The sequence below is a fragment of the Chitinophaga japonensis genome, assembly GCF_007830125.1.
In the GTDB taxonomy this organism is placed as follows: Bacteria; Bacteroidota; Bacteroidia; order Chitinophagales; family Chitinophagaceae; genus Chitinophaga; species Chitinophaga japonensis.
Window position 1 is genome coordinate 131,116 of record NZ_VLLG01000005.1, and the last position, 16,134, is coordinate 147,249.

The window sequence follows — 16,134 nt, forward strand, 5'->3', positions numbered from 1 at the left end:
GTTGTCCCCATAAATAAATAACATATAAATGTTATATAACAAAATGCCCGCCCCTGGAGCGGATGAACGTGATCAACCGCTCATAAACAGGCTTCCTGGCCAGCAGGTCGGGGTTACCGGTAATGAACAACTGCTTCCGCGCACGGGTAAGGGCCACGTTCAGCTTGCGGTCTATCAGCAGGCCGTCCTCCTCGGCCTCATGGGCCAACTGGTCCAGTTGGTAGGCCTGGTTTACGCTGAAGGAGTAAATGATAATGTCCCGCTGTGAGCCCTGGAAGCGCTCCACGGTATCCACGGTAAGGTCGTTCAGCGCCGGCAGGTGCAGGTCGTGTATCCTGTGTTTGACCAGGGCCATCTGGCTGCGGTAAGGCGTGATGATGCCGAGGCTTTGTTCCGGTACAAAGGGCAGATCGTTCTGCCGGTAGAGATCATAGATATGCCGCACCAGCAGCGCCACGATCTCCGCTTCCCGGGCATTGCATTTATTATTCCCCGCATCCGGCCGCTTTTCGGCAGGAATGAATGCCAGCCGCCGGGTAGCCAGCCATTGCTGCACCGGCTCCTGTGCATCGTATAGTACAAAATCAAGCGGCGCTACCTGGTGCGGCGCCGGCACTACCTGCAACTGTCCGCCATAGAACGCTTCATTGGGAAAGGCCATGATATCGGGATGCATGCGCCCCTGCCGGTGCAGCATGCCCCATACCGGCGATTCCCCGCCGCCTTTATGCAGGCGGTACAACCGCTCAAAGAGGGAATGCCGGCGGTTGCGAATGCCAATGGCATTCAATGCCGGGTGCTGCAGCTCCGCATCCTTTTCCTTCTGCAATACCACGGCGGGCAGTTGCTTATGATCCCCGATCAGGATGAACCTGTCCACCGCGTTACGCCCTTCCGCATCTTTGGCGCACAGTACGCCCAGCAACTGCGGTTCCAGTATCTGCGAGGCTTCGTCAATAATGGCCACCTGGAAATGTTTCAGCCGGAACAGTTCCGCTTTGCCGGCAATGGAGGATACGGTGCCCACAAAGATGCGGTGCGCCTGAATGCGCTGCCGCACCTGCTCCCGGGTATCGCAGCCGGCTATCACGTTATCGAGTAAACGCTCCCGGTAACAGGGCTCGCAGGACAGCAGGGACCCTACCCGGATATAATCCGGCTGCCCGTCGATATCGTCCAGCGCGCGGCAGATCTCGTCCACCGCCCGGTTGGTATAGGAAAGCAGCAACAGGTTATTAGCCGGCTCCGCGTAAAACTCCTGCACCATGCTTTTCAGCGCAATGGAAGTTTTACCGGTACCGGGCGGGCCGATTAACAGGAAATAATCCTTCGCCATTTTGGCTTTCAGCACGATATCCGCTATGGCGGGCGACAGTATAGCCGGCCCCGTTAGCCGGGCCGCCGGGTCCTGTTCCGGGGGCCGCTGGTGCAGCAGCAGGGCCTGCCGGTCCGCACCGGCCTGCAGGAAGGCATATAGTCCGCGGTACATGGCGGCGTAGGAAGCGTCCAGGAAATCATGCTCCACGGCATACCGGCTGCCCGGGGGCAGCACAGCGGGGTTCCGCTGCCGGTAGCGCAGCCGGATGGTAATGCTGTGCGGCGTTAGTGCTTCCACCGCTCCCTTGAACACCTGCTTGTTGGTCACATTGTCCGTATACCGGTTGCGCTGGTAGAGTACCACGATATCGCCTATACGGAAATTAGGCAGGAAATCCGTTCCATAATCCGGTATCTGCAGGCGGATCACCGGCACAGGCGCTGCTGTACGGTTTTCCAGGATGGTGAGGTCCGGCAGTATTTCCCCGGCTTCCAGCTTGTCCTCCAGGGAAGAGAGCCACAGGGAGGCAATGCCTTTGTTGGTGTCGTACTCCGTATCGCCCGTCCTGGAAATGTAATGCTCTTTGGTAACAAAGGTGTAGAAGGCGTAGAAATAATCCAGCACCAGGGGCGGCGACTGCATAAAGGGCGCCTTGAACGCCGCCAGTTGCGGGATGATGTATTGCTCCAGGAAACGGCTATGGGTGGTTCCGCTGTTAAAAAGCGTATCCGGATGTATGCTGCCGATCAACTGCCGGGTGGCTTCCCCGGTGGCGTCATTGGCAATGCTGCGCTCCTGCGCCACAACCAGGTTGCGGATATTGATGATCTCCCGGATGGCCGCCATATAAGGCTGGGAAAGCCGCAGGTTGGCATTGGTATCCGGGTACTTTGAATAAAGGATGAAGGTGCTCAGGTGGCGGAATGATACGCCCAGCACTTTCTGTATCACGATCTGGTACAGGAATGCCTGCGACCGGTGGTTCCTGCCTATCAGCTCCACGTTGCTTTCGGGGAAAGGCGAGCGGCCGGATTTCAATTCTATCACCACCTGCCCGTTATCCGCCGGCTCCAGTTGTAAAAAGTCCAGCCGGCCCTGCACGCCCAGGTGCTCGCAGATAAAGTTGGGCTCCAGTATCCCGTTCTCCCGGCTGATCTTCCTCGAGGGGAACACCGTTTTCACCACCTGCCGGATATTGTTGAACTGCACCTGCGCTTCCCGGAAAAAGGTATGCTCCTGCTCCACATCGCGCAGGTCTGCACAGGTGGCAAGCTCAAAAGGCAGGGATCTGAAGATCCGTCGCATGGTATCCCTGTACACTACGGGACTGTCGGCGGTCTCATTCACAAATTCATCCAGGAACTGGTTGGCCGCATTACCCAGCAGGATATGACGGGTATTCTTCGGCGGCTCAAACTTGCTCTGCAGGTAGTTGAGCGGATGATCTCCGTACTCTTTCATGCACTCTGCCAGCGCGCTGATGTCCAGCAGGTAATCCGGCTCCAGCACAAGCAGGTCCGGGTAGTAAATATCATCCGCATCCACGCGCACGTCCAGCAGGTTCAACTGGCAGCCTTGCCACAGCGCTGCCGCCGTGGGCGCAAAAGTATCTCCCGTGCTTTCCGGGTCGCGGTAACGGATACGGATCGGCTCGCCGGAAGGCGTGTCCTCATCAAACGCATAGATATACTGTTCATCCACGGCAGTGACCGCCACCCTTATCCTCTCGTGCGTAATATCCCGGTTCCGGTACCCGGGCTTGTATATGTCCTCTGCAGGCAACAGCGCCTGCAGGGCCGCCGGCACCCGCGCACCATAAAAATGCGCCAGCACATCGCAGATGGCTTTCAGGTCCTGCAGGTACTCCGCTTCCGTGGGATGAAAGCTACCCTGCAGCACCTGGTTGGCATGTATCCGGAACGTATGGATACGATAGGCGGTTCCTGCAGGCAACCGCGTTTGCTGGCACACATAATTGAGACGGGAGAAGAGGTTGGAGAACTGGAGCGGCGCGCCGGCGGTCATCTGCCTGCACACTCTTTCCAGCAGTAAGCGCAGGCGGGTGTAGGTATCCCTGGGCCCGCTACCGGCAAAATGATATTCCTGTAGTTCTTCGAAAAGGTCAGTTCCTGTTGTGGTATCCATGTTTCTGCCGGGTAAATATACAGAAATTAAATCCGGGCAATTCAACAGAATTGCCCTACCTTGCAGTTTGACTGCAACTGATACAATTCTTTAACAAGCACGGCACTCCTGACTCCGCCCGGGAGTTGCTTATTTACAAGGGTGAAAATTTGAATACAGTAAGAACAATTATCAGCGGATCAGGAAGCTATATTCCACCGCAGGTTAAATGCAACGAAGATTTTAAGAGCAATGAGTTTTTCGACAGCAAGCAGGGGCGCATACCCACTGCCAACGAGGAGATCGTCGAGAAGTTCCGCCAGATCACCGGCATTTATGAACGGCGATACGCGGACAGTAACCAGAGCACTTCCGGCATGGCTGCCATTGCCGGGGAGCGGGCTATTGCCGATGCCGGCATAGACCCTGAAACGCTGGACCAGATCATCGTGGCGCACAACTTCGGCGACATCGATGCACATTCCGTACAGTCCGATGCAACGCCTTCCCTGGCGGCCCGTGTAAAGCATATACTTGGTATAAAAAACACCGCCTGCGTGGCCTACGACATCCTGTTTGGCTGTCCCGGATGGCTGCAAGGCGTGATACAGGCCGATGCCTTCATAAAGGCCGGCGTGGCAAAGAAATGCCTGGTGATCGGCGCAGAAACGCTGAGCCGGGTACTGGACCCGCATGACCGCGACAGCATGATCTTCAGCGACGGCGCGGGCGCCGTGGTAGTGGAAGCGCGGGAAAGCGCGCCGGATGGCAGCGGCATCCTTTCCTCCTGCGCACGTACATTTACCGTAGATGAAGCACGCTATATCGACATGGGGCATTCCAACAACCCGGAGGCAGACCAGCAAATACTGTACATAAAGATGCAGGGAAGAAAGGTGTACGAATTCGCGCTGAAACACCTGCCTGCAGCCATCAAATCCTGTATTGACGACAGCGGCATGCCGATCACGGCCATCAGGAAAATATTCATTCACCAGGCCAACGAAAAACTGGACGAAGCCATCGTGAACGGGCTGTACAAATTATACGGGCTTACACCGGATCTGCCCAGCATTATGCCGATGAACATTCATACGCTGGGCAACAGCTCCGTGGCCACCATCCCCACCCTGTACGACATGGTGCGCAAAGGCGAGCTGCCGGAACACCAGGTGGTCACCGGCGACGTAGTGGTGTTTGCATCCGTGGGCGCAGGCATGCATATGAATGCCGTGACCTACCGGGTATAAGCAGCTTCAGTGGCTGCGCAGCCACGCTTCCATATCCGCCAGCACAACTTCCGGATGCTGCGCAAGCGCCGCCTTTACGCTATGGCAATTCTCCACCCCCATCAGCACCAGCACCCGCTTGCCCGGGTGCTCCCCGGCAGCCTGCAGGGTAACCTGCACGATATTCGCTATCCAGCGTCGCTGTCCATCAGCTTCCACCGGTCCTACCAACCGGTCTTCCAGCGCACGTTTGCCAGCCAGCACTTCGTCTGTGACAGCACTGTTCACATCCGCCGGCGCATGCCAGGCTGATCGCAGCAACCCGTACAGGGCGGTGTTATACCGGTCCAGCATGTCCGCAGCACCGGGCTGCGCCGCCCGGAAATCTTTCCAGGCGGCGATCACCTCATTCACGATCTCCGTAAACATCGGCTCTGCCGGCTCAGCAGCATAAGCGGGACGCTTGCTGCTGTTTATAAATGGAAAAATGGCGGCGGGATATTCTATCTTGGACGCATGCACTTCCTGCGCCTCCAGCTCTTTAGGGCTTACGTCCAGCACCAGCACATCGGGGTTGATGCTGCGGATAATACGCTGCAGCGTATCCAGGTTATACACCGGGGTGGTAGCATGCCGCTTGTACAAAGTAGCCAGTACAAATACTTCGGTCCTGCCCGCAGTCTTTGCCTGTTGGGCCTGCAGGGCGCCGGCCAGCAGCAGCATACCCAGTAAAAGGATGACCGGCACGACGGGTAAAACAGGTGATTGCTTCATAAGGTAAGTTTTGGCGCTGCGCGCGGCAGCTTTATTTTACAACGGAACATTTTGTCAAATACATCTTCTTCCTTCAGCAGCTCATGCTGCTGCTTGCTGATCCAGAAAGTTTGCGTGTATGCCACACCGTTATATGATCCCGTGGTCGCCAGTTTCCAGCAGTCCACCTGTACCTGGCCCAGCAAGGTAAGCTGCTCGCTGCCGGTGACCTTGTACAGCACAAATTCCGGCGGCTCCCGGCCGGCGTCATAAAAGTTGATGGCAAAGGTTCTTCCTTCAGCTAGGGGCAGCATTTCAAAGGTCTCTATATCCAGGTTCCAGTTAAAATTGGGCCGGTCAAAAGCCAGTGCAAAATCCTTTTGCGCATTGGCCTCTACCGTGTCTGCACCGGCAATGCCCGCAGCGCTCCAGTTATAGGCGTTGGTCTTACCGTTACCGCTTTCCGTGTGGTACAGGGGCGCAAAGTCCTTTGCCCGGTTCAGGGAAAAGATCACCCGGTAGCTGGCCGTGTCGCTGCCCAGCCATTGCTGGTGGATGGCGTACACTTTTTCGCCGTTGCGGGTCTCCACGGCAATGTCCCGTATCCAGTACCAGCACCAGAGGGTTTTACCCGCCCCGGGGCGCTGGTAGTATACAAGGTATTGCTTCAGCCCCGGTTGCAATGCGGAGGTACGCAGGTGGCCGCTGCCGGGATACACGGTATCCACCTGCGCATAGGCAGGGGCGCGCAGCAGGGCGGCGGCGCACAGGAGGAACACGGTAACGGGGAACAGCCGGTATGGGTAGTGTTGTTGCATATGTGGTGATGTTTACCTGAACGGCTGTAAATTTCAGGCAGGAAAGCGAGGCCGGGAAACCCGTTCAATCCTTTGCAATGTTCCTTTAACGGTAAGGGATATTCCTTCAATAACCGCAACCGTTGAAATTCCGGCGGCAACGGTTGAAAAAAGCAAGGGCGGGTAAAATTCTTCGTAATTTTAAGCATGAGAATTTTCAGCGGGCAGGCAAGTCCCGTGCAGTTGCAGTGGCTGATCTGGGGATTTGTGTTCATCATTAATTTCATTTCATTGCTGCCTATGGACGGAGTGCCGCAGTCGGCCGCCTTTACCATTGTGAACACTGGTTTTTACGCTATCATCATTTACGGCAACCTCCATTTCCTGCTGCCGGTATTTTACCGGGAAGGACGCCTGCTGCCCTATGTATTCTTTTCCCTGCTTTTCCTGGCGCTGGTGGGCATCTCGAAAAGCTACCTCTCCCAATACCTGTACAACCGGTTCTTTGCGGAGGAGTATACGCCCATGAACGCCAGGATGCTTATTTACACCAGCGTAACGGGTATCGTGGTGTACGTGTTGAGCTTTGTGTTCCGCTTTGCCCTGGGTTATTTCAAGCTGAAGCAGCAGGCGGAAGAGATCATCGCGCAGAAAAGCCAGGCGGAGCTGAACCTGCTGAAATCGCAGGTGCAGCCGCATTTCCTGTTCAACACCCTTAACAACATCTATTATGAGGCCTACCGGGAAGCGCCCCGTACCGCTATTTTCATTGAGCGCCTTTCCGAGATCATGCGCTATTTTGTAGATGAAAGCCCGAAGGAGGAAGTAACGCTGGGCACGGAGATACAGTTCCTGGAAAATTACATTGCGCTGGAAAGGATCCGCATCCGGCATGAGGTGGACATCAGCTTTACGCAACAGTGCCAGCCCGGCACCGGTATTCCGCCCATGCTGCTGATGACCTTCGTGGAAAACATCTTCAAGCATGGCATTGATAAATCTTCCAGCCGGAACGAGGTGCACATCTCGCTGCTGCAACAGGATGGCTACCTGGTGTTCCGGACGCGGAACCTGCTGCACCCGGCGCAGGCCGGCAACAACGGCAGCGGGTTCGGCATACAGAACCTGCAAAAAAGACTGGCCCTGCTGTACGGCGCTCACTTTGAGCTGAAAACCTATGCTGCCGGGCAATATTTTAACGCTTTTCTAAAGATCCCGCTGTCATGAACCTACGTTGCATGATTGTAGACGACGAGCCCAATGCGGTGAACCTGCTGGAAATGCTGATCCGGCAAACCACGGAATGGCAATTGCTGGCCAAGTGCTACGACGCGCTGGAGGCGCTGGCCTTCCTGAAGGAACAGGAAGTGGATTTCATTTTCCTGGACATCAACATGCCGCGGCTTACCGGTATGGAACTGGCCGGGCTGCTGCCCGCTTCTACCCACCTTGTTTTTACCACCGCCTACTCGGAATACGCGGCGGACAGTTACGGCTATACGACGCTGGACTACCTGCTGAAGCCCGTTACCCTGAAACGCTTTTATGCGGCTGTACAGAAAATAGAAAGTTACTTTGCCATGAAGGAGCGCGGCAGCGATGCCCCTGCTCCCCCGCCGCCCGCTACTTATTTCTTTATCAAATCCGGTAAAACCTTTCATAAGATACTGCTGAAGGACATCCTGTACTTTGAAGGGGAAAAGGAATACGTGCGGCTGGTAACCGCCACCGCGCAACTGCTGGTGTACCGGCGCCTGAAGGAGATCGAAGAGCAGCTATCACAACCCTTTATCCGCGTGCATCACTCCTACATCATCAACATGGCGCAGGTAAGCAAAATACAGGACAATCACATTTTTATTGCCGATAAGCAAATACCGGTAAGCGACAAGTTCCGGGAGCCGTTTATGACCGCTATCCGGCAGCGGATGTTTTAATAATAAAATAATTTTTAATATTTATATTTGCCGGCAATTTTGAATTTCATGCTCAGATCCCTTGCCTTTGTAACCTGCGTGCTGGGCATAGCAGGTTGTATGGAAACCAGCGCCGGCGATACTGCCCGGACCACCGATATTGACAGCGACCGCATAGCTACTGCCAGCGCCCCCCGGTATACGGCCTACCGGGAGAGCGGGGAACAAACCATCTCCATAGACAGCGCGCTGTATGCGCACCTGCAGTGGGCCAATGCCCTGATCCACACTTTTGTAAAGTATTCCGACAACCCGATGGTGCAGTACGCCCTGCAGGACCATACGCTGGAATGGCGCTGGGACCGGCTGCAAACTACCGATACCGCTGCCTACCTGGTAGTGCAGCTAACGCACACGATAGACGATGAAGACGGCAGAAGAGCTGTAACAGACGGCTGGATATACGTAGATACGCTGACGCGGGTGGTGTACGAGTACGACCTGCCCAACGACAGCCTGCTGTTGCTGGCCGAATAAACCGGGGATTTTCTTTATTGGCCTCCAAGCATGGGAAACAGTTGCCTGATCTCTTTCTCTGTGGGCCGGGAGCCGTATTCGCATAGCTCAAACGCTTCGGCATACCGTGCTGCTTTAGCCTGTTGGGGGCCATACCATTTTTCCAGGCCCGCTCTTACAGCGGTATCCATGGACGGCCACCTGCTGTTTCTTATCCAATCTTTCCGCTCCTGTTTACCAGCGGGTATGGTGCCCTTGTAGCCCATGATCCAGGGCAGCCACTCATAAAACTGGGATTCGTGCGCATCCAGCGCTTCCATTTTCTTATCCATTACCTGCGTAATATCCACGCACACGTCCGGCTGAAAACGGGAGGGTTTGGTAAAATGATCCTGGAAATAAAGAAACACCGGGTTCTTCTTTAAGGGTGGCATATCTGCTGCAATATTGGGCACCATTACCATGAAGGCCGCATCCTGCACCAATATACCGGTATAGCGATGATCCGGGTGATAGTCCACCGGCCGGTGCGAGATAACAACATCTGCGTTCCAGGCCCGGATCTTCCGGATAAGGTCCAGGCGGATGTCCAGGGTGGGCATCAATTCCCCATCGTGATTGTCCATGACCTCATAAGTGATGCCCAGGCGTTTAGCCGCTTCCGTGGCTTCGGCCCGCCGGCGTTTTGCCAATGCGCCTCCCCCCTGCTCCATATGCCCCGCATCGCCGTTGGTCACCGAGATAAACTTTACCTGGTGGCCCATTTCAGCAAACAGTGCCGCCGTTCCGCCGCTTTTGATATCACAATCATCGGGATGAGCCCCGATCATGACGATGCGTAAACGGCCATCCTGGGCGCCGGCAAAATAAAAACTACAGCTTAGCAAAATGGTGCTTAACAGGTATTTCATAAGGCTTCATTTTCCTCATAAGATAGAGAAAAACGCATCTATATCATATATATCCTGCCTCCTCACTTAAAATTCCTGGACCTGGCAAAGATCTCCTGCTGCACCACTTCCACAGCACCGGCAGGCGGCTTTTCCGCCCCGGGCGCCGTAAGCTGCCGCAGTAACCCGGACAGGTTGTAACAGCGCTTTACGATCACATGGATCACCTCTCCTTCCCGCTGCAACTGACCTTCCACCATCAGTAGCCGGGATTGCAGGATCTCCTTCCGGTATTGCTCAAACAGTTTCTCAAACACCACCAGGTTGGCGCAGCCGGTTTCATCCTCAATCGTAATAAAGCAGATACCGGAGGCGGTGCCCGGCCGTTGCCGCATCAGTACCAGGCCCGCCACTTTTACCGGCATGCCGTCATGCAGCGTTTCCAGGTCCTTGGCAGGTACAATATGCAACAGCGACAGTTTTTCCCGGATAAAGCTTACAGGGTGCGCCCTTAAGGATAAGGAAGTGGCGGCATAATCCTGTACCACATGCTCGGAGGCTGCCATTCCCGGTAAAGCGATCCCTTTTTCCATAGCGGTTTCCGAGGGCTGGCCCGCAAACAGCGCAATGGGCCGGTCATGCAGGGCGGATACTTCCCACAACGCCTGCCGCCTGTCCAGCCCCAGGGAGCGGAAAGCATCCGCATCCGCCAGCTTTTCCAGCGCCGTATGCGGCACACCCGCATCCCGTATTGCCTGGATGCCGGTATAGCCGGAAGCCCGTGCAGCTACCAGCACCTGCATATCTTCCTCCCGCAATCCTTTTACCTGCCGGAAGCCCAGCCGCAGCGCGCAGTTCCTGCCTGTTCTTTCTTCCAGCCGGTTATCCCAAAGGGAATGGTTCACATCTACCGGCCGCACTTCCACGCCATGTTTCCGGGCATCGCCTACGATCTGCGCCGGCTGGTAAAAGCCCATCGGCTGACTGTTCAGCAAGGCGGCGGCAAAAACATCCGGGTAATAACATTTAAGCCAGGAAGACACGTACACCAGCAATGCAAAGCTCACTGCATGGCTTTCCGGGAATCCATAGCTGCCAAAACCTTCCAGTTGTTTGGCAATGCGGTGGGCAAAATCCTCGCTGTATCCCCTGCCCACCATACCGCTGATCAATTTTTGCTTGAACTGTTTCACTGTTCCTACAGCTTTGAACGTCGCCATGCTGCGGCGCAGCTCGTCTGCTTCCGCCGGTGTAAAGCCTGCCGCTACAATGGCGATCTTCATGGCCTGCTCCTGGAACAGGGGCACGCCTAATGTGCGGTATAATATCTTTTCCAGCTCTTGCGATGGATATTCCACCAGTTCCGGGTTCCTCCGGCGTTGCAGGTAAGGATGCACCATGTCGCCCTGTATAGGCCCGGGCCGCACAATGGCCACTTCTATCACGAGGTCGTAAAAACATTGGGGCCTGAGCCGCGGCAGCATGGCCTGCTGTGCGCGGCTTTCGATCTGGAATACCCCGATGGTGTCTGCGTGGCAGATCATCTCATACACCGCAGGATCGTCCTCCGGGATATTGGCCAGTGTCAGATCCCGCCCGTAATGCGCTTTGACCAGGTCAAACGCCTTGCGGATACAGGTGAGCATACCCAGCGCCAGCACATCTACCTTCAAGAAACCCAGGGCATCAATATCATCTTTATTCCATTCAATGCAGGTCCGGTCTTCCATACGCGCATGCAGGACAGGGCACAGGTCCGACAGCTTTCCCTGCGTGATCACAAAGCCGCCGGTATGCTGCCCCAACTGGCGCGGGAAGCCCAGGAACTGCTCCGTAAGCTGCAGGGTCTTACGCAAATGCGGATCATTGGGATCTAATCCCTGCTCAATAATGCGCTTTTCATCAAATCCTTCTTCAGAGCGCCAGATCGCAGTGGACAGCAGGTTGATCATGTCTACGGACAGGCCCATGGCTTTTCCTACATCGCGGGTGGCGCCTTTGTGATGCTGCTGCGTGACGGTGGCTACAATTGCCGCCCGGTCCCGGCCATATTTTTTGTAGATGTATTGTATCACTTCCTCCCGCCGCTCATGCTCAAAGTCCACATCAATATCCGGCGGCTCGTTGCGGGCGGATGACAGGAACCGTTCAAACAGCAGGTCAAATTTTTCAGGGTTCACCGAAGTAATGCCCAGGCAGTAGCAGACCGTGGAATTGGCCGCTGAGCCCCGCCCCTGGCACAGGATATTTTGCTCCCTGGCAAAACGTACAATATCATGCACCGTTAAAAAATACGCTGCGTAATTCATCTGCTCAATGAACGCCAGCTCATGGCGGATGGCTTTCCGGGTCTTCTCCGGGATCACTTCGCCAAACTGCCGCCGGGCGCCCTCCCAGGTAAGGAAGGTCAGCTCTTCCTGCGGGGAGCGGCCCTGGCTGGTGATCTCTTCGGGATACACATAGTGCAGCATGTCCAGCGAGAAGCGGCAGGCTTCCGCAATTTCCTGTGTGCGGCGGATGGCGTCCGGGTACTGGCGGAACAAACGGAGCATTTCGTTTACCGGTTTCAGGTGTCTTTCCGCATTGGCATGCAGGCGAAAGCCAGCATGATGGATGGTGCATTTTTCCCGGATGCAGGTAAGCACGTCCTGCAACTCCCGCCGGGCAGGATCATGGTAATGCACATCATTAGTGGCCACCAGCGGCACATCAAACCGGGCGGATAGCTGTGAAAGCCGGTACAGTCTCCTGGCGTCATTGCCCTGGTAATAGCGGGAAGCCCCCAGGTACAGCCCTGCGCCCAATGCCTCCCGGTATGCCTGCAGCGCCTCAATGAATGCCGGCTCCATACTTGATGCCAGGTTTAATGCAGGCGGCGGTACAACAATGAATTGCATGCCTTTGGCATGCTTGTATACATCCTCCCTGTATAAATGACACTGCCCTTTTTCCGCTCGCAGGTTACCTGTTGTCAGCAGGTTGGAAAGCCTTGCATAAGCTGCCCGGTCGGTAGGATATACGAGCAGGCCGGGCCCGTCCAGCAGGTCCAGGCGGCAACCGGGAATAATGCGCATGCCGGCCTTCCTGGCCGCTGCATGACCACGCACCAGGCCGGCGAAGGTATTGCGGTCCGTGACCGCTATTTCCCGGTAGCCATATGCCTGCGCCTGTTCCACCAGCTCTTCGGGGTGGGAAGCACCCCGCAGGAAACTGAAATTGGTGGTCACCTGTAATTCTGTATAGCTCATATATCATCTCCTCTTTCAGGCAAAAAAACCATGTAAGAACCAATGTGGCCGGCTGCCATCGTAATGGCCGGACCGGAAGATCCAGTAACGCCGGCCGGCTTCATCTTCTACTACATAATAGTCCCGGTGCGGGCCTGCTTCCAGCCACCATTCCCGCTCAATGCGCTCCGGACCGTCTGCCCTCCTGACCCGGTGCACCTGGCCCTGGTAGCGGAACAGCATGGGCGGGTAATCCGGTATGGGCGCCGCCACGGTTATACGTTCCGGCTCCGGCAGCAGCCGTACCGGCCGCAGCACATCGCTGCGCCAGGCAGTGGCAGGTTTTTCATCCAGGGAAGCTGCGGGCCTGGCAGACCGTTCCGGCCAGTAATGTTCCTGCGGCAAATAGCGGTGAATGCAATGCGCGCCCAGTTTGTTGGCCAGCCGGTCTACCAGCTCCGACAACCGCGGGCTTTCCAGGCCGCAGCCGCCAGTCCACAGGGTTTCCTGCTGCGGGGAAAGCGCGTCCGTCTTCGGCGCTTCCAGTACAAACAGCTCGATGCCCAGCGCCGGTTCAATCGTCGGTATCTTGTGCGCGAACAGCTTGAACAGGTGATCAGCATTATGCGATGCGCCGTTGGTGCCAATGGAGACCTGCACTACCCGGCCATCTACCCGGAAAGCTTTCAACACAGCAGTACGCAATCCCTTCCCCTCCCGGCGCAGGCGGTTGCAAAGCGCTTCCAGCAAGCGTTGGAGGGCAATTTCAATACCCGTGGCCGTTAGTATCGGCTCCAGGCAGGGCAACCGTTCCTGGAAGGGCTGCACCGGCTCCAGGGGCTGTATGCTCTCTTCCTCCCGGCCCAAAGCCTGATCCAGCCGCTGCAGCAGCTCCTGCCCGAAGCGCCGGCGCAATGCCGTGCGGGGCATGTTGATGAAGTGGCTTACGTTAACCAGCCCCAGCTTTTGCAGGCGCTCCACCGTTTCCTGCTCCAGGCGCAGGGCGGCAGGCGGCAGGTACAACAGGGCTTCCTGCTCTTTACCGCTGTCGATCATAAAATGTGCGCTGCCAAAGCGGGACACGGCCCACGCCGTGCCAATGGTACCCGCCATAGCGGCCCGCGCCTGGTACCCGAAGGCCTGCAGGCGGGTGATGATCGCTTCCAGGTACGGCGCTTCTCCGCCCCAGAGGTGCGCACAGCCGCTGGCATCCAGTATCAGCCCGTCCGGTGGGTCAATGGCTGCAAAGGGAGTGTAGCGGATGCACCATTTGGCCAGCGCTTGCAATAATTCCTCCGCCAAGCCCGGCCGGTCATTGAACACCTGCAGGGCAGGCAAAATGGCCCGGGCATCCGCCAGCACCATACCGGCATATATGCCCTGTGCCTGTGCAGCGGTACTGGCGGCGGTGATCACCATCCGCCCATGATCCGGGGCTGCCAGCACAAAGGGCTGCTGCCGCAGGTCAGGCCGACGGATCGTGAGCCAGTCCGTGACCAGGTGATATAACCATATGGTGACAAAACGTTGCGCCATGCTTACCCGGTTTTCCTGGCCGGCGCCTGCGGCTGCGCCACCCGTTTTTCCAATACCGGGCAAAACCGCCCTGCGGACCATTCCAGCAGCCAGCTACCCGGTTTGCCATTGCGCACCTTCAGCAGCTCTACCTGCCAGCGCGGAAAGCCCACTCCCGGCATGCCGGGCTCCGGTTCACTGGCTACCGGGCGTATGCGCCAGCGGGCCATACAGGCATTGGCATTCAGGTCGCGGGGCTGGTGGCGCAATACCAGGCCGGTAACCCGGCTTTGCTCTACCGCCAATTGCAGCCGCCGGGAGGCGGTGAAGCTGATCTCCTTCACCTCGGCGACCACCGCGGCCAGCCCTTCACATTGCAGGGCCTCCTCCATGGCCCACAGCACTTCTTTTTCCCGGTTAAGGTCTATAAAAATGACCCGCTCCGGCTCCACGCCAAATGCTTTCAGCGCGGGCGGGAACAACCGCCGGGTGGCGCTGATCCAGATACAGGCGCCGCCACGCCGCATCAGCGGAGACAGGAGACCCGCCACAAAACCGCTGGTAACAGCCGCCTCTTCCGCAGTTTCGCTCAGGAGCTCGTGCACCGCAGCCGCAGGAAAAACACCCCGGGGAAAAGCCGCCTCTACCGGCCCCAGGCCCACAGGCACCGCAGTAGCTGCAGGCGGCGTAAACCCCTGCCAAAGCAGGATATCTTTCTGCAGTTGATGGATGATATCACTCCTCGTAGCTGGCATAATGCAATACTAATATTTTTAGCAATTATACACTAAAAATATTAGTTTAAAATTCTCAACTTCATCCTTATCATAATAATCTTATTCCATTCCTCTTAAATGCTTCCGGAATTCAACAGGACTTACGCCTGTTTCCCTGGAGAAAAGGCGGGAAAAAGATGCGGGATCATCGTATCCTACCTGGTAACATATTTCGGCCACTGTAAGAGCAGTATCTTCCAACAGCGCTTTTGCCTTCTCCAGTCTTTTCTTTTGTATCCATTTACCCGGGCTTGTCTGCAACTCGTCAAAAAAGTGCCTTGACAGCGTCCTGTGAGATAAGGACAGCCTGGCAGCCAGGAAGTCAACATCCATGTCTGCCAGGTGGTCCGGCAAAAGTGCATCCAGTTTTTTCTCCAGGGCGCTGCCTGCACCTGCCGTATCCATCTCATAAGGACTTTGAAACTGCCGCAATGGCGGAAGCACCAGCAGTTTGCGTATTGCTTTTTCCTCCTCTGAAAATCCCAGGTCTGTCAGCAGGGTTGCAATAAGCTCCAGGCCGGAGAACCCGCCGCCGGAAGTATAAATGTTCCCATCCCTGACCACCATCTTTGCCGGCTGCCACCTGGCCTGAGGAAAGCGCTGTTGCACCTCCTTTTTAAGCCACCAGGACACAGTGGCTTTCCTGCCGTCCAGCACGCCTGCCTTTGCCAGCAGGAAGGCAGCGCCACAGGTAGCTGCGATCTTTGCGCCTGCTTTCTGCGCCATCATGATCCAGGGCAAGGCCTGCTGCGCTTCTTTTTCAAGCGCGGCAGGCAGCAGGGGCACCTCTGCTCCCAGACCGGTCAGCAGGAAAAGCACCTGCGGCTTACGGGAAGGCTTTTTAACTGTCCGGAACGCAATCCCCGACCTGGCTCTTGTGATGGTGCGGGCGGACACAAACTCATAGGTAAGCCTGGCAGCCGGGTTTATCCTGTTAACCACCTGCAGTATTTCTGCCAGTGTTGAAGCAATGGCAGCATAAAAACCTTCAGACAAATAAATGATAAAATGCATGGCTGTTTTCGCATATCAATTGTCAGATATGACAAATCGAAAATAGCATATCGTTCCTA

General features: G+C 56.2%; 12 protein-coding genes. 4 read left to right on the plus strand and 8 right to left on the minus strand.

The features are described from left to right. Positions 1-31: 31 nt before the first annotated feature. Positions 32-3,463, minus strand: coding sequence for a DEAD/DEAH box helicase (locus LX66_RS21850; RefSeq protein WP_145717580.1), 3,432 nt, complete (start codon positions 3,461-3,463; stop codon positions 32-34). 149 nt (positions 3,464-3,612) lie between these two features. Here LX66_RS21850 and LX66_RS21855 point away from each other — a divergent pair, with 149 nt between their 5' ends. Beyond that, a complete protein-coding gene (locus LX66_RS21855; protein WP_145717581.1) occupies positions 3,613-4,692 on the plus strand; it encodes a 3-oxoacyl-ACP synthase III family protein in 1,080 nt (359 codons plus the stop codon). Positions 4,693-4,698: 6 nt separating this feature from the next. Here the strand turns inward: LX66_RS21855 and LX66_RS21860 are convergent, their stop codons facing one another. Further along, entirely contained in the window at positions 4,699-5,445 is a 747-nt protein-coding gene (locus LX66_RS21860) for a hypothetical protein (RefSeq protein WP_145717582.1), read from the minus strand. Continuing rightward, positions 5,442-6,242 carry a DUF3108 domain-containing protein gene (locus LX66_RS21865; protein ID WP_145717583.1) on the minus strand — a complete coding sequence of 267 codons (801 nt, stop codon included), beginning with the start codon at positions 6,240-6,242 and terminating at the stop codon, positions 5,442-5,444. The genes LX66_RS21860 and LX66_RS21865 overlap by 4 nt, the downstream gene beginning before the upstream one ends. Positions 6,243-6,428: 186 nt before the next feature. On the opposite strand from LX66_RS21865, the gene LX66_RS21870 reads away from it, so the two are divergent. Genes LX66_RS21870 through LX66_RS21880 form a run of 3 tightly spaced genes read left to right on the plus strand, consistent with a single transcriptional unit; the run spans position 6,429 to position 8,674 of the window. Next, positions 6,429-7,448 (plus strand): sensor histidine kinase, encoded by a 1,020-nt coding sequence (locus tag LX66_RS21870; protein WP_145717585.1) that lies wholly within the window; start codon positions 6,429-6,431, stop codon positions 7,446-7,448. Next, on the plus strand, positions 7,445-8,158 hold the full coding sequence (locus LX66_RS21875; RefSeq protein WP_145717586.1) for a LytR/AlgR family response regulator transcription factor: 714 nt from the start codon (positions 7,445-7,447) through the stop codon (positions 8,156-8,158). The genes LX66_RS21870 and LX66_RS21875 overlap by 4 nt, the downstream gene beginning before the upstream one ends. A gap of 48 nt (positions 8,159-8,206) precedes the next feature. Beyond that, a complete protein-coding gene (locus LX66_RS21880) occupies positions 8,207-8,674 on the plus strand; it encodes a hypothetical protein (RefSeq protein WP_145717587.1) in 468 nt (155 codons plus the stop codon). Positions 8,675-8,688: 14 nt separating this feature from the next. On the opposite strand, the gene LX66_RS21885 is transcribed toward LX66_RS21880, so the two are convergent. From LX66_RS21885 to LX66_RS21905, 5 genes are all read right to left on the minus strand, one after another. Further along, on the minus strand, positions 8,689-9,564 hold the full coding sequence (locus LX66_RS21885; RefSeq protein WP_145717588.1) for a PIG-L deacetylase family protein: 876 nt from the start codon (positions 9,562-9,564) through the stop codon (positions 8,689-8,691). Between the two features lie 62 nt (positions 9,565-9,626). Further along, positions 9,627-12,791, minus strand: a complete 3,165-nt coding sequence (locus tag LX66_RS21890; RefSeq protein WP_145717589.1) for an error-prone DNA polymerase — start codon at positions 12,789-12,791, stop codon at positions 9,627-9,629. A 15-nt stretch (positions 12,792-12,806) separates the two neighbouring features. After that, positions 12,807-14,306, minus strand: coding sequence for a Y-family DNA polymerase (locus tag LX66_RS21895; protein ID WP_145717590.1), 1,500 nt, complete (start codon positions 14,304-14,306; stop codon positions 12,807-12,809). Positions 14,307-14,308: 2 nt separating this feature from the next. Continuing rightward, positions 14,309-15,040: an ImuA family protein gene (locus LX66_RS21900; RefSeq protein ID WP_145717592.1), complete on the minus strand. Its 732-nt coding sequence runs from the start codon at positions 15,038-15,040 to the stop codon at positions 14,309-14,311. 81 nt (positions 15,041-15,121) lie between these two features. Continuing rightward, positions 15,122-16,075 carry a GlxA family transcriptional regulator gene (locus tag LX66_RS21905; protein ID WP_145717593.1) on the minus strand — a complete coding sequence of 318 codons (954 nt, stop codon included), beginning with the start codon at positions 16,073-16,075 and terminating at the stop codon, positions 15,122-15,124. Positions 16,076-16,134 lie beyond the last annotated feature (59 nt).